Annotated in this window: 21 protein-coding genes and 1 pseudogene; 12 read left to right on the top strand and 10 right to left on the bottom strand. The window is 71.6% G+C overall.

All coding sequences use genetic code 11. The features are described from left to right. Positions 1–47 precede the first annotated feature (47 nt). Positions 48–1,391, bottom strand: coding sequence for an FAD-dependent oxidoreductase (locus IEZ19_RS08870; protein WP_189310530.1), 1,344 nt, complete (start codon positions 1,389–1,391; stop codon positions 48–50). A 200-nt stretch (positions 1,392–1,591) separates the two neighbouring features. Here IEZ19_RS08870 and IEZ19_RS08865 point away from each other — a divergent pair, with 200 nt between their 5' ends. Then, a complete protein-coding gene (locus IEZ19_RS08865) occupies positions 1,592–2,092 on the top strand; it encodes a DUF6214 family protein (protein ID WP_189310634.1) in 501 nt (166 codons plus the stop codon). A gap of 37 nt (positions 2,093–2,129) precedes the next feature. Here the strand turns inward: IEZ19_RS08865 and IEZ19_RS08860 are convergent, their stop codons facing one another. After that, positions 2,130–2,792 (bottom strand): TetR/AcrR family transcriptional regulator, encoded by a 663-nt coding sequence (locus tag IEZ19_RS08860; protein WP_189310529.1) that lies wholly within the window; start codon positions 2,790–2,792, stop codon positions 2,130–2,132. Positions 2,793–3,013: 221 nt separating this feature from the next. Here IEZ19_RS08860 and IEZ19_RS08855 point away from each other — a divergent pair, with 221 nt between their 5' ends. Continuing rightward, a complete protein-coding gene (locus IEZ19_RS08855) occupies positions 3,014–3,262 on the top strand; it encodes a DUF2630 family protein (RefSeq protein WP_189310528.1) in 249 nt (82 codons plus the stop codon). Between the two features lie 30 nt (positions 3,263–3,292). Here the strand turns inward: IEZ19_RS08855 and IEZ19_RS08850 are convergent, their stop codons facing one another. The 4 genes and pseudogenes from IEZ19_RS08850 to IEZ19_RS08835 all read right to left on the bottom strand — a co-directional run bounded on the left by IEZ19_RS08850 (position 3,293) and on the right by IEZ19_RS08835 (position 6,496). Then, positions 3,293–3,985 (bottom strand): HAD family hydrolase, encoded by a 693-nt coding sequence (locus IEZ19_RS08850; RefSeq protein ID WP_189310527.1) that lies wholly within the window; start codon positions 3,983–3,985, stop codon positions 3,293–3,295. Positions 3,986–4,028: 43 nt separating this feature from the next. Further along, positions 4,029–4,720 (bottom strand): annotated as a pseudogene (locus tag IEZ19_RS08845) (phosphatase PAP2 family protein). Between the two features lie 193 nt (positions 4,721–4,913). After that, the gene (locus IEZ19_RS08840; protein ID WP_189310526.1) at positions 4,914–5,849 is read right to left on the bottom strand and encodes a M56 family metallopeptidase; all 936 of its coding nucleotides are present in this window, start codon (positions 5,847–5,849) and stop codon (positions 4,914–4,916) included. A 98-nt stretch (positions 5,850–5,947) separates the two neighbouring features. Further along, positions 5,948–6,496 (bottom strand): DUF5134 domain-containing protein, encoded by a 549-nt coding sequence (locus IEZ19_RS08835; RefSeq protein ID WP_189310525.1) that lies wholly within the window; start codon positions 6,494–6,496, stop codon positions 5,948–5,950. 180 nt (positions 6,497–6,676) lie between these two features. Between IEZ19_RS08835 and IEZ19_RS08830 the strand changes: the two genes are divergently transcribed. After that, a complete protein-coding gene (locus tag IEZ19_RS08830; protein ID WP_189310524.1) occupies positions 6,677–8,353 on the top strand; it encodes an FUSC family protein in 1,677 nt (558 codons plus the stop codon). Continuing rightward, positions 8,350–8,898, top strand: coding sequence for a MarR family winged helix-turn-helix transcriptional regulator (locus tag IEZ19_RS08825; protein ID WP_189310523.1), 549 nt, complete (start codon positions 8,350–8,352; stop codon positions 8,896–8,898). The genes IEZ19_RS08830 and IEZ19_RS08825 overlap by 4 nt, the downstream gene beginning before the upstream one ends. 14 nt (positions 8,899–8,912) lie before the next feature. On the opposite strand, the gene IEZ19_RS08820 is transcribed toward IEZ19_RS08825, so the two are convergent. After that, positions 8,913–9,305, bottom strand: a complete 393-nt coding sequence (locus IEZ19_RS08820) for a VOC family protein (RefSeq protein WP_189310522.1) — start codon at positions 9,303–9,305, stop codon at positions 8,913–8,915. Positions 9,306–9,376: 71 nt separating this feature from the next. Between IEZ19_RS08820 and IEZ19_RS08815 the strand changes: the two genes are divergently transcribed. Continuing rightward, entirely contained in the window at positions 9,377–9,916 is a 540-nt protein-coding gene (locus IEZ19_RS08815; RefSeq protein ID WP_189310521.1) for a GNAT family N-acetyltransferase, read from the top strand. A gap of 3 nt (positions 9,917–9,919) precedes the next feature. Here IEZ19_RS08815 and IEZ19_RS08810 read toward each other — a convergent pair whose 3' ends face one another. Beyond that, positions 9,920–10,603: a glycerophosphodiester phosphodiesterase gene (locus tag IEZ19_RS08810; RefSeq protein ID WP_189310520.1), complete on the bottom strand. Its 684-nt coding sequence runs from the start codon at positions 10,601–10,603 to the stop codon at positions 9,920–9,922. A 417-nt stretch (positions 10,604–11,020) separates the two neighbouring features. Between IEZ19_RS08810 and IEZ19_RS08805 the strand changes: the two genes are divergently transcribed. From IEZ19_RS08805 to IEZ19_RS08785, 5 genes are all read left to right on the top strand, one after another. Then, positions 11,021–12,418, top strand: coding sequence for a DUF6421 family protein (locus tag IEZ19_RS08805; RefSeq protein ID WP_189310519.1), 1,398 nt, complete (start codon positions 11,021–11,023; stop codon positions 12,416–12,418). Between the two features lie 35 nt (positions 12,419–12,453). Beyond that, positions 12,454–13,215, top strand: a complete 762-nt coding sequence (locus IEZ19_RS08800) for an SDR family NAD(P)-dependent oxidoreductase (protein ID WP_189310518.1) — start codon at positions 12,454–12,456, stop codon at positions 13,213–13,215. Continuing rightward, a complete protein-coding gene (locus tag IEZ19_RS08795; RefSeq protein WP_189310517.1) occupies positions 13,212–14,303 on the top strand; it encodes a threonine aldolase family protein in 1,092 nt (363 codons plus the stop codon). The genes IEZ19_RS08800 and IEZ19_RS08795 overlap by 4 nt, the downstream gene beginning before the upstream one ends. Positions 14,304–14,364: 61 nt before the next feature. Beyond that, complete coding sequence (locus IEZ19_RS08790) at positions 14,365–14,958, top strand: transglutaminase domain-containing protein (RefSeq protein ID WP_189310516.1); 594 nt, start codon at positions 14,365–14,367, stop codon at positions 14,956–14,958. A 10-nt stretch (positions 14,959–14,968) separates the two neighbouring features. Further along, positions 14,969–15,685: a B3/B4 domain-containing protein gene (locus tag IEZ19_RS08785; RefSeq protein WP_189310515.1), complete on the top strand. Its 717-nt coding sequence runs from the start codon at positions 14,969–14,971 to the stop codon at positions 15,683–15,685. Between the two features lie 305 nt (positions 15,686–15,990). Here IEZ19_RS08785 and IEZ19_RS08780 read toward each other — a convergent pair whose 3' ends face one another. Together IEZ19_RS08780 and IEZ19_RS08775 are read right to left on the bottom strand one after the other, a co-directional pair. Next, positions 15,991–16,716: a lysophospholipid acyltransferase family protein gene (locus IEZ19_RS08780; protein WP_189310514.1), complete on the bottom strand. Its 726-nt coding sequence runs from the start codon at positions 16,714–16,716 to the stop codon at positions 15,991–15,993. Positions 16,717–16,903: 187 nt separating this feature from the next. Further along, positions 16,904–17,320 (bottom strand): DUF4395 domain-containing protein, encoded by a 417-nt coding sequence (locus tag IEZ19_RS08775; protein ID WP_189310513.1) that lies wholly within the window; start codon positions 17,318–17,320, stop codon positions 16,904–16,906. A 75-nt stretch (positions 17,321–17,395) separates the two neighbouring features. Here IEZ19_RS08775 and IEZ19_RS08770 point away from each other — a divergent pair, with 75 nt between their 5' ends. Continuing rightward, positions 17,396–17,809 (top strand): thioredoxin family protein, encoded by a 414-nt coding sequence (locus IEZ19_RS08770; RefSeq protein ID WP_189310633.1) that lies wholly within the window; start codon positions 17,396–17,398, stop codon positions 17,807–17,809. Between the two features lie 207 nt (positions 17,810–18,016). Continuing rightward, positions 18,017–18,526, top strand: a complete 510-nt coding sequence (locus tag IEZ19_RS08765) for a flavin reductase family protein (RefSeq protein ID WP_189310512.1) — start codon at positions 18,017–18,019, stop codon at positions 18,524–18,526. Positions 18,527–18,667 lie beyond the last annotated feature (141 nt).

Raw genomic sequence — 18,667 nt, 5'->3', positions numbered from 1 at the left:
GTTCTGCCCAACCATCGGACGTCACGTGAATTACGTGATGACTCTTATCAGGGGGCGGCCGTCCGCGCCGCCGCCAGCAGCGACTCCCAGTCGGCCAGCTTGACCACACCCCGCCCGAGCCGCGCCCCCAGCTCCGCCTCCGCCCGCTCGATGGCCTGCCAGCCGGCCCACTCGACCGGCTCGAGCCCCGCCGCCCGCAGCGCCGCGACGGGATCCTCCGGCACATCCGCGCGGACGAGGGCGGGCGCGTCCTCGAGCAGGGACGTCACCGTCTCCTTCGCGCACGGGCGATTGGTGCCGATGACACCGGTCGGGCCGCGCTTGATCCAGCCGGCCACGTATTCGCCCGGCGAGGCGACACCGTCTCGCAGTACCCGCCCCGCCGCGTTCGGCACCGTACCGCGCGCCGCGTCGAACGGCAGCCCCTCCAGCGGCACTCCGCGATAACCCACCGACCGCAGCACCAACTGCGCCGCCACGTCCTCGAATTCACCGGTCCCCGTCACGCCGCCGCTCCCGTCCGGCACCGTCCGCTCGAAGCGCACCCCACCCACCCGGCCGCAGTCGGCGAGGAGTTCGACGGGCCGCAGGAAGAAACGCAGCCGGATGCGGTGCGCCGCGCCCTCGGGCGGCCGTTCCGCCCAGCCGCGCAGCACGTCCACGTTCCGGCGCTGCGCCGCGGGCAGTCCCGACGGGTCCTCGTACGCCGGATCGAGCGCCAACTCGGCCGGATCCACACTCACTTCGGTGTCGGGAAGGCTGCCCAGCTCGCGCAGCTCCTTGGTGGTGAAGCGCGCCTGCGAGGGACCCCGCCTGCCCACCATCTGGACCTCGGTCACACCGCTGTGTGTCAGCGCGGTCAGCGCCTCCTGCGGCATGTCGGTCGGGCTCAGCTCCGCGGCACCGCGCGAGAGCATCCGTGTGACGTCCACCGCGACATTGCCCAGGCCGATCACCACGGCCGAGCGGGCCCCTCGTACGAACCCGTCGTCGGCGGAGTCCGGATGTGCGCTGTACCAGGACACGAACTCGGTCGCCGACCAGCTGCCCGGCAGATCCTCGCCCGGGATGCCGAGATGCCGGTCGGTGGCGGCCCCGACGCAGTACACGACCGCGTGGTACAGCTCGCGCAGCCGGCCGACGGTCAGGGGGCCGGTGCCGACCTGGACCCCGCCGAGGAACCGCACCCGCTCGTGCTCCAGGACCGACCGCAGATTCCCCTGCAGGGACTTGATCTTCTCGTGGTCCGGGGCCACGCCGTAGCGCACCAGGCCATACGGGCACGGCAGCCGGTCCAGGACGTCCACGAACACGTCGGAGTCCTGCTGGACAAGGCCCTGGGCGGTGTAACACCCGCTCGGCCCGGAGCCGACGACGGCGACACGCAGCACGGCGGAACTCCTCACCCCCGCGGATCAGGGAAGGTCGGTGGTGGCTCCAGCATTGCACCGCACGGGCTGAGCTGACAGGGTGCAGCGCCGGGACGAGGACGCGTGTCCACGCGGATGGAGTGTGAGTGCGCGGTTACGTTCCGCGTGTGCCGAATGCATCGTTTCTCAATCTTTCCGAGCGCCGCGGGCAGGACGGCACGGTGGCCGTCCTGCCCGCCTGGGAGGTGCGGGATCACGACAGCGCCACGTCCTGGTTCCAGGTCTGCCTGGCCTTCGCCGACGGCGCTCGGGTCGATGCGCTCGCCGTCGTGTCCGGCGGCTACGTCTCCATCGAGGACGTCAGAGCTCAACCCGCCTTCTCCCTGGCCGACTTGACGGTCCTGGCCGGCTGGATCGAGCAGCCGCTGACCGAAGTGTGCGGGGCGCGGACTGCTCCGGACGAGGACACCGAGAAGGCGGAAGAGCCGGAAAACGCCGATGAGTTCGACGATGTCGTGCCTCACCGCGTGCGACCCGGATGGCCGTGGGGCTGTGAGGGGCGGCGCCTGGTCGCGCGGGAGTACCGGGCCGCCCAGGGGGAGGGCCGCGACCCCGTCCTCGCGGTGATGCGGGCGACCGGGCGCAGCCGCCGAAGGTCCCTCAGACTGATCGCGCGGGCGCGCGACGCCGGGCTCCTGACACCGCGTCACGCACGCCGCTGAGTACGGCGGTCTACGCATCCACCGGTTGCACGGCGCGCTACCGCGGTCGCTCCTCGGTCGCGAAGAAGCGCGACAGATCCTTCTCGTGCTGCTCGCCGCCCGTCTCGGTCTCGGGCGGAATCCCCATCTCCCAGTCCAGCCCGTACCGCTGGAACAGTTCGGCCCGCAGCGCGGGAACCGACATCGGCACCCCCGGCACCAGGGCCGCGTACACGGCCCCCATGAGCAGAGCGCGCAGCATCGGGTAGTCGGCCGTGACGTCCTGCGTGCCGTACCGGGCGACCGTTTCGCTCAGCAACTCGGCCAGGCGGCGCTGCTCCGGGCACTGCACGAAGCCCTCGGCCTGGAGGAGCCCGGCCATGTGCTGGCGCATCAGCACGGGACGGTCGCGCGCCAGGCCCAGGATCGCGTCGATGGCCCGGGCCAGCCGCTCCCGGCCGTCCTCGGTGCGCGGCTCGCGCTCCAGCGCCTCCTCCAGCGTGCGATGCATCAGCCGGTGCACGGCGGACTGGACGAGCTGGCGCTTTCCGGGGAAGTAGTACGACACCAGTCCGCGTGCCGACCCTGCCCGGTCCGCGATCGCGCCCAGCGTGGTGGCCTCGAATCCGTGCTCGTCGACCAGTTCGACCGCTGCCTGCAGGAGCCGTTCCCGGGAACGCCGCCGCAACTCTTCATTGACCTCGGGGCTGCGCGGGGACATCCTGTAACTCCTGCGTTGACTGGCTGCCAGCCAACTATACTCATCGCGGTGGGCCCGGCTTGCGCACGGGCCTCTTCAGGGCTGCCGTCCGTCTGGGGCGACACGGGGGATCGTCTCAGACGGACGGCGCACACGTCGCCGACCCTTCTGACCTTCTGTCGCAGCGCTGCCGCGCCGTCCCTGGAGTGGGCACCGGTGTCGAGCCGAGGAGGCGTGCGGAGATGGCACAGGAACAGCAGATCCTGGCCAGGATCACGAAGATGGTCGACGACGAGCGCAAGCTCAGGGACGCGCTGGCGTCCGGTGACATGGACGGGACGACGGAGCACCAGCGGCTCGGCGCGCTGGAGCGCGAACTCGACCAGTGCTGGGACCTGCTGCGGCAGCGTCGCGCCAAGGCCGAGTACGGGGAGAACCCGGACGAGGCGCGCGTCCGGCCGTCGTCGCAGGTCGAGGGCTACCAGAGCTGAACGTCGAGGGCCACGTGAGCTGAACCGGGGTCAGCACCCCACCAGGTCCAGCACGGGCAGCAGCGCGTCCGGCCGCTCGGCCACCGGAAGATGATCCACGAAGTGGACCCGGCAGCCCAGAGCGGCCGCACCGCCGTCGGCGGGCCGGCTGTCGCCCACCATCAGCGCGTCACGGGGATCGGCACCGAGCGCCTCGCAGGCGACGGAGAAGAGCCGCGCGTCCGGCTTCTGGACCCCGTGCTCGTACGACAGGACGTACGCGTCCACGTACGCGTCGAGGCCGTGCTCGCGGAACACCGGTCGCAGATCCCAGCCGATGTTGCTGACCACGCCCACGCCGACGCCCGCCTCGCGCAGTGTCTTCAGCACGACGGCCGCGTCCGGGTACGGCGACCAGGCGTCCGGGGACATGTGCCGGTCGTACAGCGCGTCGTGCAGGGCCAGGTCGGGCAGCGGCACGCGCCGGGTGAGGCCCAGATAGGCGGCCTTGTGCAGCTCGGCACTCTCGTCGCGGACCGCCCACACCGCGGCGAGGTCCGCGGGCACCTCGACCGGGAACGCCCCGCCCGGCTGCGCCCCGGCCGTCTCCAGGGCCCGGGCCGTGGCGGTGAGTTCCTGTTCGGAGAGCGTGAGCCCGGCGTCGGCCAGGACGGCCCGCAGCCAGGACTCGGCGGGCTCGATGCGGAAGAGGGTCCCCGAGAAGTCGAAGAGCACGGCAGCCATGAGGCGGACTGTACCCAACTCGGGTAACCGGCTTGGGCCGGGGTCAGAATCGATGACATCGTCGGGCGGCACCGCCCCGCTCGTACACCAGCACCGCCGGCGCCACCAAGAGCGCTCCGAGCAGCCACCCGCCCACCACGTCCGACGGCCAGTGCACCCCGGGCCAGACCCGGGTGAGGCCGACACCGGCCACGGAGACCACGGCCAGGGCGACGGCCGTACGCCGCAGGGCGCGGCCGGCGTCGAAGCGGTGCAGCAGCCACAGCAGCAGGCCGCACACCACGGTGGCGGTCATGGCGTGACCAGAGGGGAAGGCCGCGTACGGCGCGGAGTCGACGGGGTCCTGCCAGATCGGGCGGGGGCGGTCGACGGCGGCCTTCAGCGCCTGCTGCACCAGCGTGCCGAGCGCACAGGCCGCCACCGGCCACAGGGCCGTCCACCAGGCCGAGCGGCGCCGACCAGCCGGACGGCGGCCGCCCCGCGCACCAGGCGCATGGTGAGGGGGGCCCAGACCCAGCCGGTCAGGATACGGACGGCCCGGGTGAGCCCTGGCTCGTCGACCGCCCAGCGATGGGTGGCGCGGGCGATGTCGCCGTCCAGCGTCGTCAGGGGACGCCCTTCGGCCGCGACGAGCGTCACCAGCAGCGCCGAGCACACGGTGAGCACGCTCGCGACGAGCACAGCGGCGCGCCGCTCCGGCGCGTGGGGCGGTGGACCGAGGGACGACGGGGCCATGCGGCGATCCTCGCGGACGGAGGAGCCGCGAGGCCGACGGGCGAGGTGGGCGGCGGCCCGTGCAAGCGGCGGAGTGCAGCGGCTCGCCGGGGACCGGGCGTCCCGGCCCGGGTGGCGGGAGCGCGGGAGCACCCCTCGAGGCGGCACAGCCGGACCGGACGCCGGAAACGGGCCCCTCGAGCCCGTCGTTCGCCTACCCGAGTGCCCGCAGTGCCGGTACCAGGGCCACCAGGACAGGGATCACCGGGACCAGGGCGGCCGCCGCGGTCAGGCGGAGGCGGCGCAGGGCCGGGAGGCGGTCCGGGGGAGTGAGCAGCCGGTGGACGCGCTGGGGCACATGGGCCTGCGGGGTGGGGCAGGGGCCGAACACGCCCCGGTCCTCGTTGAGTTCGACCAGCGCGAGCGCGGTCGTCAGTCGGCCGAAGCGCCGGGACGCCATGTCGTCCGCGGCCAACTCGACCAGCCGGTGCATCTCGTCACGGAACCCGGCGAACACCGGCACCTGCGGAAACCCGCTCGCGAGCGCGTCCGAGCAGTGCAGCAGCCAGTCGTGCCGGGCCTGCGCGTGACCCTGCTCATGGGCGAGCAGCGCGTCCAGCTGCCGACCCTTGAGACGGCGCAACGCGGCCGTGGTGACGACGAGTTGAGGTGCTGCGCCGGGCAGCCACCAGGCGTCCGGCCGCTCGCCCTCCAGCACCACGAGCCGGCCGGCCACCGGCTCCTCGCCGGGCAACAGCGGGGCACGCACGAGGAGTTCGGCCCGCCGCGCACGCCGCCGCGCTCTCGCTCGTACGACCTCACGGAGCAGCATCGCCGCACTCCACAGACCGGCGCAGGCCAGCGTCACCGCCAGCGCCGCGGCCCAGGGCCCGGCCGCACCGAGGGCGTAGGCGTCCACGACCGCGCGCGGTGCCGGGGCGAAGACGTGCCCGCGCACCACCTCCCAGGCGGCTGCCGCGCTCAGGGTCATCGACAGCGCGCAACACACCAGGACCGCTGCCACCACGCACTGCCACACCCACAGCGCGACCACCGGTTCGCGGTCCACCCAGTCGGCCCGCGCGAGCAGCCGTGGGGCGACGACGGCGGTCAGGGCGCCGAGCAGCAGCAGTGCCGCGGGGACCAACATGGGCAGCACCCTATGAGCGGCACACGGACCACGGATACGGCCGGACGGCCCAAAGTGACGCAGCCAACGCTGCCGTACACCGCACCAGGGCCCGCCCGTCAGAGCGTCAGCAGCATTGCCACCATGCCGATCCCCATGGACAGCCGGCACGCCCGAGCCAGTTCGGGCCGGTCGCCCCAGCCGACCCCCGCACCGCCGCCCGCGACGGCCACGGGGACGAGCCGGGCGCCCGACAGGAGCACGTAGCCGACGAAGTACAGGAGCAGCGCGCCGGTCAGCAGCGGAACTCCGGCGCCACCGGGCACATGATGCGCGGCGCCGGGTGAGCCGGCCATCACGACCGCCATGTAGACCATCGCCGCCGTGCCGACCAGGTGGTGCAGATGGTGCGGGCTGCTGCGGGCGGCCCACAGGGCGCGCAGCGAGGCCGCGCCGAACACGGCCGCGTACAGCGGCCACGTCCACGACGGGGGAGTCAACACCGTGGCGGGCACCGCCATCATGGCCATGCCGAAGCCCATCAGCGCCTCGCCGCCCGCGGCGATCCGCTGCTCCTCGACGCTGCTGCGCATCCGCAACAGGCAGTAGGCGCCGGTCGCCGCGCACAGCGCGACCAGGAGCCAGCCGGGCGAAGCCGGTCCGTGCACGCGCGCCTCCCCGCTCACCGTTCCGTGTCCGCTCGTCGGTGGTGATGCCCGGGCCGAGCGGCGCGCACGCAAGCGCAAAGGTGTACACGGGGAGCATTCGACGGAGCACAGCAGGTGACGGGGCAGGGGGGAGCGGCCGAGGATATGCTTTACGAGTAAAACACATGCTAAATTAGAGGTATGAGCAGTGCGACCCCCCACCGTCTTCCCCTCGCCGGGGTGCTGCGCCTCGGCCGGCCCTCCGACATCTGGTTCAAGCCCGCGCTGAGCGTGGTCGCCGCCATCGCCCCGCCCAACCTGACTCTGCTGGCGCTCGGCCGGCTCGACCTGGCCATGTACACGATGGCCGGGTCCCTGTGCGCCCTGTACGGCCACAACCGCCCGTACACCGCCCGGGCCCGCGCCCTGGTCCGGGTGGTGCTGGGCATGGTCGGCGGACTCGCCCTCGCCCTGGTCGCCGCGTCGCTCACCACCGACGCGGTCGTCCTGGTCGCCGTCGGCGCGCTCATGGCCGCCGCGCAGAAGGTGCTGTGCGACGCCACCCGTATCGGTCCGCCCGGGCATGTGATCCCGGCCTTCATCACCTCCGCCGCGCTGTTCGCGCCGCAGTCCCTCGGGCAGGTGCCCGCACACGTGGGTCTCGCGCTCGCGGCGGGCGCCTGGGCCTGGCTGGTCGGCATGGCGCCCGGCCTGCTGTACCCGTACGGTCCCGAGCGCCGGGCCACCGCGGGCGCTCTGAACGCCGCCGCCGCGTACGCCGCCACCCGCGGTACGGGAGACGGCGCCGCCAGGGCCCGCGCCGCCGCTGCCGCCGCCGTCCAGGCCGCCTGGCAGTCGCTGCTGTTCACCGGCACCCGCGCCGACCGCACCCGACGCGCGCTCGAGCGGCTCGTCGTCCGCGCCGAGGTCGCCCTCGCCGCCCCCGCAGACACGGACCCGGAAACCCTGCGCACCTGGGCCCACGCCCTGCGCGGCACCGGACGCGTCCCCCGCGCCGGCCTCCCGCCGGAGGCCGGCGCCGAACTCCTCGGCGTGGACGCCGAACTCGCCGTGCCGCACCGTCCGTTGTGGCGCAAGCTTGGCCCGCTCACCCCGATCGCCGCCCGCACCGCCCTCGGCTGCGCCCTCGCCGGATACGCATCCCTCGCCCTCGGTGTGGGCCGCCCCTACTGGGCCCTGGTCACCGCGGCCTCCCTCTACCAGGCCAACCTCACCCTCACCTGGAGGCGGGGCGTGCAGCGCGTCGTCGGCAACCTCGTGGGCGTCCTCGTGTTCGCCGTCACCGCCCCGCTGGCCCACCTCCACCCGGCCGCGCTGGTGCTGTGCTGCCTCGCCTTCAACTTCGGCGCGGAGGCGCTCATCGGCCGCAACTACTGGCTCGGCAGCATCTGCGTCACACCGATGGCGCTGCTCATCACCGAGTTCGCCCGGACGCAGAACACCGGCGAGCTGATCACCGACCGGGTCGCGGACACCCTGGTGGGCGCGCTGGTCGGCTTCGTGGCGGCCGTGGCCGTCACCAACCGGCGCGCGGGCGACCGCATCGAGGACGCCCTGGGCGCCGTCGAACGGGCCCGCGGACACGCCGCCCGCCTCCTCACCGAGCCGGCTCCCGCGCCTGGCGCCCTGGAGTCCGCGCGTCGCGCCCTCGCCGCCGCGCTGGCCGACCTGCGCGCCATCACGGACGCCGCGTCCGGCGAGTGGTGGCAGCGCGCACTGCCCCAGGAGCGGGTCGTGCTCGCCGAGCAGGCCGGACACCGTACGCTCGCGGCGACGGCACGACGCCAGGGGCTGCACCCCTGGCCCGATCCGCAGGCCACGCAGATCACAGCGACGACGGAGGACGTACGGCCATGACGCCGAGGAACGGAAGCCCCGCGGCCGGGGACGACACGGCGGACGGCGACACCGTCGCCGCGGTCGTGCGGCAGTGGCACGCCGTCCATCCCGAGCTGAACACCGGCCCCATGGAGGTCATCGGCCGCATCAACCGCTGCGCCGCGCTGCTCCAGCAGGCCGAGGACGCGCCCCTGCGCCGCGCGGGCCTCAGCCGCCCCGAGTTCGACCTGCTGGGCGCGCTGCGCCGTACCGGTCACGAACTCACCCCGAGCGAGCTGGCCCGTGAGACCTTCTCCTCGGGCGCCGCCGTCACCAAACGCCTCAAGCAGCTGACCGAGCGTGGCCTGGTGGAGCGCCGGGGCGACACCCGTGACCGCCGCGTCGCCCACGTCCGCCTCACCGACGCCGGACGCGCGCTCGTCGACGGCATCCTCCCCGAACAGCTCGCCTACGAGACGGCCGTCCTGTCGGTCCTCGCGCCCGAGGGCCAGGGCGAACTGGCCGGGCTTCTCGCGGAGTTGCTGAGCCGGCTGGAGGGCCGTATGGGCGCACTGCGCGCCTGAGCCCGGTCACAGCACTAGATCCCCGGCCGGTACCGCAGCGGATGGTCGGCCGGGACCTCCACCAGGACGATCCGCGTCCCGTCCGGATCCTCGATCCACATCTCGATCAGCCCCCACGGCTCCTTCACCGGCGGCCGCACGATCTCGACGCCCTTCGCCATGAGCTCCTCGTGCGCCACGGCCACGTCCTCGACCTGGAGCCACAGCTGAAGGGCCGGGGAGGGCGGAGTGTCCGAACGCCCGGAGACCTCGAGGAAACCGCCGCCGAGGAAGTAGACCGTCCCGCGCTCCGGACCCGTACCGAACTCGCGGTGGACGGCGAGACCGAGCCTCCCGCCGTAGAAGGCGCGCGAGCGCTCCGGATCGGTGGGCCGCAGAAGTGTCCGACTGCTGAGAACGTGCACCATGGGCCCGCACCCTAGTGGCAGGGTTGCCCTCGACCCTGTTGTGCCGCGCCACAGATCGGAGCCTTTCGCCCATGGACACCGCCGCCACCGGACTCATCTTCCGCGACGCCACCGACGCCGACGTGGACGCGCTGGTCGCGCTGATCCAGTCGGCGTACCGCGGGGACGCCAGCCGGGCCGGGTGGACCACCGAGGCGGACATCCTCGAGGGCCAGCGGACCGATGCGGAGGGCGTGCTCGAGGTGATCAAGTCGCCCGACAGCAGGCTGCTCACGGTGGAGCGCGAGGGCCGGGTCGTCGCCTGCTGCCAGCTCGAACACCGCGGCGACCACGCCTACTTCGGGATGTTCGCGGTCAGCCCTGCGCAGCAGGGCGCGGGCCTCGGCAAGGTGGTCCTCGCGGAGGCCGAGCGTCAGGCCGGGGCGGCCTGGGGCGTCACCGAGATGCACATGACGGTGATCTCCGTGCGCGAGGACCTGATCGCCTGGTACGAGCGTCGCGGCTACCGCCGTACGGGAAGGATGACGCCGTTCCCGTACGGCGACGAGCGCTTCGGCATTCCGCAGCGCCCCGACCTGCAGTTCGAGCTGCTGGTCAAGCCCCTGGTCTGACCGTCACGCGGTGAAGCGGCCCGTGCGCTTGATCTCCGGGTAGTCGGTCGTCGCGCCGTCCAGCCCCAGCGCGCGCACCAGCCGCAGATGGTCCTGCGTGTTCACCACCCATCCGATGATCCGCAGGTCGGCCTTGCGGGCCGCCTCGACGACCTCGAGGGTGAGCCGGCGGATGTCGAGACAGACGGTCGCGGCGCCGACCTCGGTGGCCCGCTCCACCACGTCGGTGCCGTACCGGCTCGCGATGAGCGCCGTGCGCACCCCAGGCACCAGGCGGGCGATCTCGGCGATCGCCTCGTCGTGGAACGACGACACCTCCACCCGGGACATCAGGTCCCGCTTCAGCATGACCTCGGACAGCGCCCGGGCCGCCGCCACGTCCTTGATCTCGGCCTGCAACGGCGCCCGTACGGCGTCCAGGACCTCCTCGAAGACCGGGACGCGCTCCCCGCGCCCCGCGTCCAGGGTGCGCAGCTCGGCGAGGGTCTTCTCGGCGATCGCGCCGGTTCCGTCGGTCGTGCGGTCCACCTCGGCGTCATGCATGACGACCAGGGCGCCGTCCTTGCTCAGGTGGAGATCGAGTTCGATGAGGTCGAGGCCGGCCTGCTGGGCGGCGACGAAGGAACGGAGGGTGTTCTCGGGCTCGACGCCCATGACTCCGCGGTGACCGATGGTAAGGAAGTTCAAGGTTCAACTCGCTTCCGTCGACGGCGGCTCGGCATGCGCGCGGACCGGCCGGACCTCCCTGTCCACGCGGCAGAGTCGCAGCCTAATGGCCGTCTCTCCCGATGAACCCGCGCGTACACGGGGGATTGGGGTGACGTGCGGGGCGACGCCTGGTCCGCACCCCGGTGACCGTCACCCTCGCGTGGGCGCGTCCCGGCAGTGATTGACCGGCCGGATCTCCACCCCGCCCTCATTCCGGCCGTCCGGGTGGGACGACGCCCGGTGTGCGGGGGAAGCGCGTGCCGTCATGATGTCGTGCAGGAAAAAGCGCGGTGACATGCGTGTATCACAGGATATTTTCCCGAGTCTCCTCTTGCTGAGAGAAACCTCGTACGCATACGGTGTCCTTACGCGAGGTTCTCCCGTGGAGGATGGGACATGACGGAAATTCTTGTGCAGGTGGGTGTGGAGGAGCAGGTTCCTCCCGCGAGCAGGGTGGTCGAGCACCCGGCGTGGCCCATGCTCAAGGATGCCGTGGAGCAGATCCGGCCATGGCAGTCCAAGGACGGATCGATCGACTTCGAGGCCGAGGGCGCCCCCGACCGGGCCGACGCCGAGCAGGCCGTAGGGCGTGTCGCCGAGGCGGTCGAGCAGCTCTCCCCGCTGCTCCCGCACGACGCCGCCTACCACGAGGCCCTCGCCAAGGACCTGCGCCGCTGGGCCGAGGGCGGCTTCCAGGTGCCCGACTTCCTCGACTCGCTGCTGGCCTTCCAGCCCGCCGCGGGCCGTGCGGACGGCCTGCAGCACCTGGTCGTCTTCCCGATGTACACGCAGAACGGCAACCCGGACCGCAACCTCGAGGCGGTCGTGCTGCGCATGGTCTGGCCGGAGTGGCTGGCCGAGCTGGAGCGCACCCGCTACGACAACCCGCTGTTCTGCGGCATCACGTTCGAGGACTTCACGTCCGGATACGACACCAACTCGGCCGTGCTCTTCCCGGAGACCATCGCCGTGCGCGAGGCGCCGGAACGATTCACCTGGGGTGCCATCTTCTGCGACCGCGAGGCCGCCCGCTTCCGCCGGGTCACCGAGGCCGCCGTCGGCATCCTGGGCCTCGAACTGCCCGAGGACATCGCCGCGATGGTCCACGACCAGAAGCGCTGCGAGGAGGCCTTCGTCCTGTGGGACATGGTCCACGACCGCACCCACAGTCACGGTGACCTGCCGTTCGACCCCTTCATGATCAAGCAGCGCCAGCCGTTCTGGATGTACGGTCTGGAGGAGCTGCGCTGCGACCTCACCGCCTTCAAGGAGGCCGTCAAGCTCCAGGCCGACGGCGTCCCGCAGGCCCGCGACGTGCAGTACGCGGTGCTCTTCGACCGCATGTTCCGCTTCCCGGTCACCGGGGAGCGGGTGCGCAACTACGACGGCCTCGGCGGCCAGCTGCTCTTCGCCTACCTGCACAAGCACGACGTCGTCCGCTGGACCGACAACAAGCTGCACATCGACTGGGAGCGTGCCCCGCAGGTCACCAACCAGCTGTGCGCCGAGATCGAGAAGCTCTACCGGGACGGCATCGACCGCCCGAAGCTGGTGCACTGGTTCGCCGGCTACGAGCTGGTCTCCACCTACCTGGCCCCGCACCCCGGCTCCAAGTGGGCCAAGGGCCCCGAGGCGCTGGACCTGACCCTGCCGCCGCGCAAACTCGTGGATGACGTGCTTCCCGACGAGTTTCCGCTGAGCATGTTCTATGAGGCACTGTCCAAGAAGCTGAAGAACGTGATCGCCTCCACCCGGGGCATCACGTCGGACGGAGCCGAGCGGGTCGCCGCGTGAGCGACCGTGTCGAGAACGCTGCTCAGGAGGACAAGATGGGGAACGGGAACGGGCCACTGAGCGGTGCGGTGATCGCGGTGGCCGGCGCGGGCGGGCCCGCGGGCCGGGCGGCGCTGTTGCGGCTGGCCGAGGCCGGCGCGACCGTCGTCGGCGCGGACAACGACCCCGAGCGGCTCTCGGAGGCGGTGGACGCCGCGCGCTACGCCTCCGGCGGTGCCACGGTGACCGGCGACACGGTGGACCTGCTCGACCTGCAGTCCACCCGGGACTGGGCCACCCACATCGAGAAGGACTTCGGACGCGTCGACGGCCTCGTGCACCTCGTCGGCGGCTGGCGCGGCAGCGAGACCTTCACCAAGACCAGCCTGGACGACTGGGACTTCCTCGAACTGCTCCTCATCCGCACCGTGCAGCACACCTCGCTCGCCTTCCACGAGGCGCTGCAGCGCAGCGAGCGTGGCCGGTACGTGCTGATCAGTGCGGCCGGGGCGAGCAAGCCGACCGCGGGCAACGCGTCGTACGCCGCCGCCAAGGCCGCCGCCGAGGCGTGGACGCTGGCCCTGGCCGACTACTTCCGCAAGGCGGGGCTGTCGGAGGGCGCCGACGGGCCCACGTCGGCGGCTGCCATCCTGGTGGTGAAGGCGTTGGTGCACGACGCGATGCGCGCCGAGCGGCCCAACGCGAAGTTCGCGGGCTTCACGGACGTCAAGGACCTGGCCGAGGCCATTGTCGACGTCTGGAACAAGCCCGCCGCGGAAGTGAACGGAAACCGTCTGTGGCTGACCGAGAAGCCGTGAACCCTCCCAGGACCGATGCGCGTCGTCACCACGACCCGGAGGTCCGCGGTTTCGCCAGTGACAACTACGCCGGGGCGCACCCCGAGGTGCTCGCCGCCCTGGCCCTGGCCAACGGCGGCCACCAGGTCGCCTACGGCGAGGACGCCTACACCGAGAACCTCCAGCGGATCGTCCGCAGCCACTTCGGCGCCACGGCGGAGGCCTTCCCGGTCTTCAACGGCACTGGCGCGAACGTCGTCGCGCTCCAGGCGGTCACCGACCGCTGGGGCGCGGTGATCTGTGCCGAGAGCGCGCACATCAACGTCGACGAGGGCGGTGCCCCCGAGCGCATGGGTGGCCTCAAGCTGCTCACCGTGCCGACGCCCGACGGCAAGCTCACCCCCGAGCTGATCGACCGGCAGGCCTACGGCTGGGAGGACGAGCACCGTGCCATGCCGCAGGTCGTCTCGATCACCCAGAGCACGGAGCTGGGCACGCTCTACACGCCGGACGAGATCCGCGCGATCTGCGAGCACGCACACGCGCACGGCATGACGGTGCACCTGGACGGCTCGCGGATAGCCAACGCGGCCGCTTCCCTGGACGTGCCCATGCGGACCTTCACCAACGCGGTCGGCGTCGACATCCTCTCCCTCGGCGGTACGAAGAACGGCGCCCTGTTCGGCGAGGCGGTCGTCGTCCTCAACCGGGACGCGGTCCGCCGGATGAAGCACGTACGCAAGATGTCCATGCAGCTCGCATCCAAGATGCGTTTCGTGTCGGTGCAGCTGGAGGCGCTGCTCGCCAAGGACCTGTGGCTGCGCAACGCCCGCCACGCCAACGAGATGGCCCAGCGGCTGGCCGACGGCGTGCGCGCCGTGCACGGCGTGGAGATCCTGTACCCGGTGCAGGCCAACGGAGTCTTCGCCAAGCTCCCGCACGACGTGAGCGAGCGTTTGCAGAAGAGGTTCCGGTTCTACTTCTGGGACGAGGCAGAGGGCGTCGTGCGCTGGATGTGCGCCTTCGACACGACCGAGGACGACGTGGACGCGTTCGTGGCGGCGCTCAAGGAGGAGATGGCACGCCAGCCCTCCGGCAGTTCTGCATAGGTATGCGGTCATCCGAAAATGCATTGACTCGCGGGTGGCCGCATTCCTATGCTCTGCGGGCATGCAGCTGATCCAGGAAACCCCTGACCTGTCCGCCTATCTTGCCGTGGGCGATGCCATCGACCATGATCATCCGCTGGTCAGGGAGGCCGCCGCCCGGCTGGCCGAGGGCGCAGCGGACTCGTATGACTATGCGCGATCCGCCTATGACTTCGTGCGGGACACCATCCCGCACTCCGCCGACAGCGGTGACCCGCGCGTCACGTGGCGCGCCTCCGACGTCCTGGAGCAGCGCACCGGCATCTGCTATGCCAAGGCGCACGCGCTGGCAGCGCTGCTGCGTGCGGAGGACATCCCCACCGCGCTGTGCTACCAGCGCCTGGCGCACGACGACGGTTCCGGTCACGCCGTGCACGGACTGGTCGCCGTGCGGTTCAACGGCGCCTGGCACCGGCAGGATCCGCGGGGCAACAAGCCCGGCGTGGACGCGCACTTCTCCCTGGACGGCGAACGGCTGGCCTGGACCCCCGACCCCGAGTCCAGTGAGCTGGACTATCCGGTGCTGTACGCTGAACCTCACCCGGCTGTTCTGGGCGCCCTGAAAGCCGCGCCCGACCGGCCGCACCTGTGGAAGACGCTCCCCACCGCACTCTGAGGCAAGGCACATGACCCTCACGCTCACCGTCTCCGACGAGGTGCGCGCGCTAGCGCCCGGTTTCACCCACCTGGCGATCGAGGCACACGGCCTGGTCAACGGGCCCAGCACCGAGGCGAGTTCGGCACTCCTCGACGACGCGGCCCGCCGTCTCGCCGTACGACTGGACGGGCGCGCCCCGCACGAGGATCCGCACATGGCCGCCTGGCGCGCGGCGTACACGGCGTTCGGCTCCAAGCCGTCGCGCACCCGGAACTCGGCCGAGGCGCTGGCCAAGCGGGCGTTGTCCGACGCCGGGTTGCCCCGGATCAATCTGCTCGTCGACCTCTACAACGCCATCAGCGTCGCGCACCTGATTCCCGTCGGGGGTGAGGACCTCGATCTGATCCGGGGCGGTATGCGCCTCGTGCGGGCCGCCGGCAACGAGGACTTCGTGACTGTCGCCGGTGGCGAGGAGGTCGTCGAACGCCCGGATGCGGGGGAGGTGGTCTGGCGCGACGAGGTGGGTGTGACCTGCCGCCGATGGAACTGGCGTCAGGGCCCGCGCACCCGTCTCACCGAGGAGACGACCTCCGCAGTCTTCCTGCTGGAGAGCCTCGCCCCGATGCCGGTCCCCGAGGTCGCAGCGGCCGGCGCCGAACTCGCCGAACTGCTCCAGAAGTTCAGCCCCGGCGCGACCGTCACGCCGGGCGCACCGGTGTCGGCCGACGGCATCACGGAGAACTGAGGGCCGGGTCAGGGGACTTGGGGGCGGCCGGGCATGAGGCCGGGCCGTCGCCCGGGGCAGGGTTTCGGGCCGGGCCGCAGCGAGGAGTCCGGCCTGGCCCGGAGCTCTGGCGTGGACCCCGTACAGGAGGGTGTGAACAGCCGGGACGCCGTGCGGACGGCTCTCGCCCCCCGCCAGGGTGCAGGAGCAGAGGCCGATTGCCTGGGTCTGTGCACGATCGCGCGGCCCGGCCCCAGAGGCTCGTGAGCCTGTCTCGACGAGGTGTCACCCTGTGCGATCGGTTCCCGGCTTTCCGCCCCGCGGGGTCACGCCTCGGCCGCGCGCACCTGCTCCAGGGTCGGGGCCGTGCCGCCCAGGTGGGCCGGAAGCCACCAGGTGTCCTCCGTGCCCTTCGGGCGGGCCGGGTAGGCGCGCTGGGCGGCGTCCAGAAGCTCCTGGACGCGTTCGCGCAGCCGGCGCGTGATCGCGCCCGCGTACTGGTCGAGGGATGCCTCGACCGCCTCGCCGACCCGGATGGTGACCGGGAGATGGCTGCGCCTGAAGTTGCGCGGCTGGCCCTTGGTCCACAGCCGCTGCGTTCCCCACACCGCCATCGGCACCAGCGGCACGCCTGCCTCCTGGGCGAGGCGCGCGGCACCCGACTTGAAGCTCTTCAGGGTGAACGACTGCGAGATCGTGGCCTCGGGGAACACCCCGATCACCTCGCCTGAACGCAACGAGTCCAGCGCGTGCGCGTACGCCGCCTCGCCCTGCTTGCGGTCCACCGGGATGTGCTTCATCCCGCGCATCAGCGGACCGGACACCTTGTGGCGGAAGACGGACTCCTTCGCCATGAAGCGCACCAGCCGCTTCTGCGGAAGCGCCGCCAGACCGCTGAAGATGAAGTCCAGATAGCTGATGTGATTGCTCACCAGCACGGCGCCGCCCGAACGCGGGATGTTCTCCGCACCCTTGCAGTCGATCTTGAGGTCCCAGACCTTGAACATCGTCTTGGCGAAACCGATGACGGGACGATAGACCAGCTCTGCCATGGGCGGGACGGACCCTTTCTGCTCTGCCTGGGAAAGGGGCTCCCGGCGGGAAAGTTACGCAGCCGTAGGTTTACGGCGTCTCGCAGATCGTGCCCGAAGAACGAACGGGGAGCCAGTCCTGGCGCCGCGGTTCGGCGAGATCCTCGTCACGTCGGCGTAGCGGTCACCTCGGTCTTTTAATCGTCTTTTACTCTGCTCGTACCGTGACGCGGCGGATGAGCAGGAACAACTCGCACCCCAGGCAGTACCCGAACGCGGCGTTCAGGAAGGCCGCCGCGAGCGCCGCTCCCGTCGCCGCGAGCCCCAGCCAGTCCGGTCCCACGGCGTAGCCGACGAGGCCGACGCCCGCGAAGACGAGCCCCACCGCCTGGGCGAACCGCGGTGGTTCGGGCGCCTCGAACTCCGTTGGCGGACCGATCCGCGGCCGTATCGCCGTGCGGAACAGCCAGCCGTACGGCGACTTGCCCACCCCTCCGGCCGCGCCGAGCGCGAACGCCAGCGTCTGCCAGGCCAGCAGCCATACGCTCCCGGTGACCAGCACCGCCGCCAGCACGACCGTCGTCACGGCCGCCCCGAAGCGCGGCCCCCTCACATCGATGTCCATGAATCAAGCATTCCGCAACGGAAACTGTTCGGGGAGTCGGGAATCTTTGCAGTCTTGTGAATGCTTGTGCTGATGATGACCGGACTGGTGGTGTGCGTGGCGGTGCTCGCGGTGGCGAGCGTGTACGGAGTGCTGCACAAGCGGCGGAACGGGAGGGTCCGGGTGCGCGCGCGGGACGACGGGAAGCGGCTCGGTGCAGCCGAGTTGGGGGACGAACTCGGCGAGCGCGCCACGCTCGTCCAGTTCTCCAGCGCCTTCTGCGCGCCCTGCCGGGCGACCCGGCGGGTCCTCGGCGAGGTGGCCGGGATGGTTCCCGGCGTCACGCATGTCGAGATCGACGCGGAGGCCAATCTCGACCTCGTGCGGGAACTCGACATCCTCAAGACGCCCACCGTGCTGGTGCTCGACGCGGACGGGCGCGTCGTGCGGCGAGCCACCGGACTGCCGCGCAAGGCCGACGTCATCGCGGCCCTGGGGGAGGCGGTTTGACGGCTTCGCGGATATTGGTGAGGCGTCTCCCATATGCCGGGACGTACTTGACTGCGCCCACCATCTATCGTCAGCCTGACCCCATGCCAACGGAACTCCTTCTCTTCGGGCGGGTCCACGTCGACCTCGCCCGCACGTCGAGCGCGCGCTGTCCGGGCCGCTGAACGCACGGGTCCCGCTCGTCCCCTCCTGCAGAAGGACAATTCCATGACGGCCACACCCGACCTCGGTACCCCTCAGCTCGCGTCCCCCGACCTGCTGCGCTCCACCTTCCGCCGGCACGCGGCCGGTGTCGCGGTGATCACCGCCCGCGGCGCCTCGGGTCCGGTCGGGTTCACCGCCACCTCCCTCACCTCCGTCTCCGCCGAGCCCCCGATGCTCTCCTTCGGAATCGGCGCCGGCGCCTCCAGCTGGCCCACGGTGTCCGAGGCCGGTCATGTCGGCGTCCACATACTGGGTGAGCACCAGGGGGACCTCGCCGCCACCTTCGCCCGCAGCGGCGCCGACCGCTTCGGCGCCCCCACCGTCTGGCGCGACGGCCCGGAAGGCGTACCCGTCCTCGACGACGTGCTTGCCTGGCTCGTGTGCCGGGTCGTCGCGCGTGTTCCGGCCGGTGACCACCGGATCGTGCTGGCCGAAGTGGTTCTCGGCGATCCCACCGGTACCGGTCGGCCCCTCCTCTACCACCAGGGCCGCTTCACCGCACTGCGCGACTGATCACGCTCCGGCGCTACTGCGAAGTCGTCGAGTTCCGGTTACGCTGCGTTGCGAAGGTCACAGTTCAAAGCGCTTGCTTAGCGGGAATGAACTGGATGTACTGACGAGTAATATTTCGTTCGGAGCGCCCCGACGCCCCGA

This window comes from Streptomyces brasiliensis (genome assembly GCF_014647875.1).
GTDB lineage: Bacteria > Actinomycetota > Actinomycetes > Streptomycetales > Streptomycetaceae > Streptomyces > Streptomyces brasiliensis.
The sequence above is the reverse complement of the archived record's forward strand: the minus strand, read 5'-3'. Positions and strand labels throughout refer to the sequence as shown.

Coding starts and splice junctions, on each gene's coding strand:
- IEZ19_RS08860 (WP_189310529.1), bottom strand. CDS start 2,792: ATGTCCCCGCGCAGCCCCGAGGTCAATGAAGAGTTGCGGCGGCGTTCC.
- IEZ19_RS08855 (WP_189310528.1), top strand. CDS start 3,014: ATGGCACAGGAACAGCAGATCCTGGCCAGGATCACGAAGATGGTCGAC.
- IEZ19_RS08850 (WP_189310527.1), bottom strand. CDS start 3,985: ATGGCTGCCGTGCTCTTCGACTTCTCGGGGACCCTCTTCCGCATCGAG.
- IEZ19_RS08840 (WP_189310526.1), bottom strand. CDS start 5,849: ATGTTGGTCCCCGCGGCACTGCTGCTGCTCGGCGCCCTGACCGCCGTC.
- IEZ19_RS08830 (WP_189310524.1), top strand. CDS start 6,677: ATGAGCAGTGCGACCCCCCACCGTCTTCCCCTCGCCGGGGTGCTGCGC.
- IEZ19_RS08825 (WP_189310523.1), top strand. CDS start 8,350: ATGACGCCGAGGAACGGAAGCCCCGCGGCCGGGGACGACACGGCGGAC.
- IEZ19_RS08820 (WP_189310522.1), bottom strand. CDS start 9,305: ATGGTGCACGTTCTCAGCAGTCGGACACTTCTGCGGCCCACCGATCCG.
- IEZ19_RS08815 (WP_189310521.1), top strand. CDS start 9,377: ATGGACACCGCCGCCACCGGACTCATCTTCCGCGACGCCACCGACGCC.
- IEZ19_RS08805 (WP_189310519.1), top strand. CDS start 11,021: ATGACGGAAATTCTTGTGCAGGTGGGTGTGGAGGAGCAGGTTCCTCCC.
- IEZ19_RS08800 (WP_189310518.1), top strand. CDS start 12,454: ATGGGGAACGGGAACGGGCCACTGAGCGGTGCGGTGATCGCGGTGGCC.
- IEZ19_RS08790 (WP_189310516.1), top strand. CDS start 14,365: ATGCAGCTGATCCAGGAAACCCCTGACCTGTCCGCCTATCTTGCCGTG.
- IEZ19_RS08785 (WP_189310515.1), top strand. CDS start 14,969: ATGACCCTCACGCTCACCGTCTCCGACGAGGTGCGCGCGCTAGCGCCC.
- IEZ19_RS08780 (WP_189310514.1), bottom strand. CDS start 16,716: ATGGCAGAGCTGGTCTATCGTCCCGTCATCGGTTTCGCCAAGACGATG.
- IEZ19_RS08775 (WP_189310513.1), bottom strand. CDS start 17,320: ATGGACATCGATGTGAGGGGGCCGCGCTTCGGGGCGGCCGTGACGACG.
- IEZ19_RS08770 (WP_189310633.1), top strand. CDS start 17,396: ATGACCGGACTGGTGGTGTGCGTGGCGGTGCTCGCGGTGGCGAGCGTG.
- IEZ19_RS08765 (WP_189310512.1), top strand. CDS start 18,017: ATGACGGCCACACCCGACCTCGGTACCCCTCAGCTCGCGTCCCCCGAC.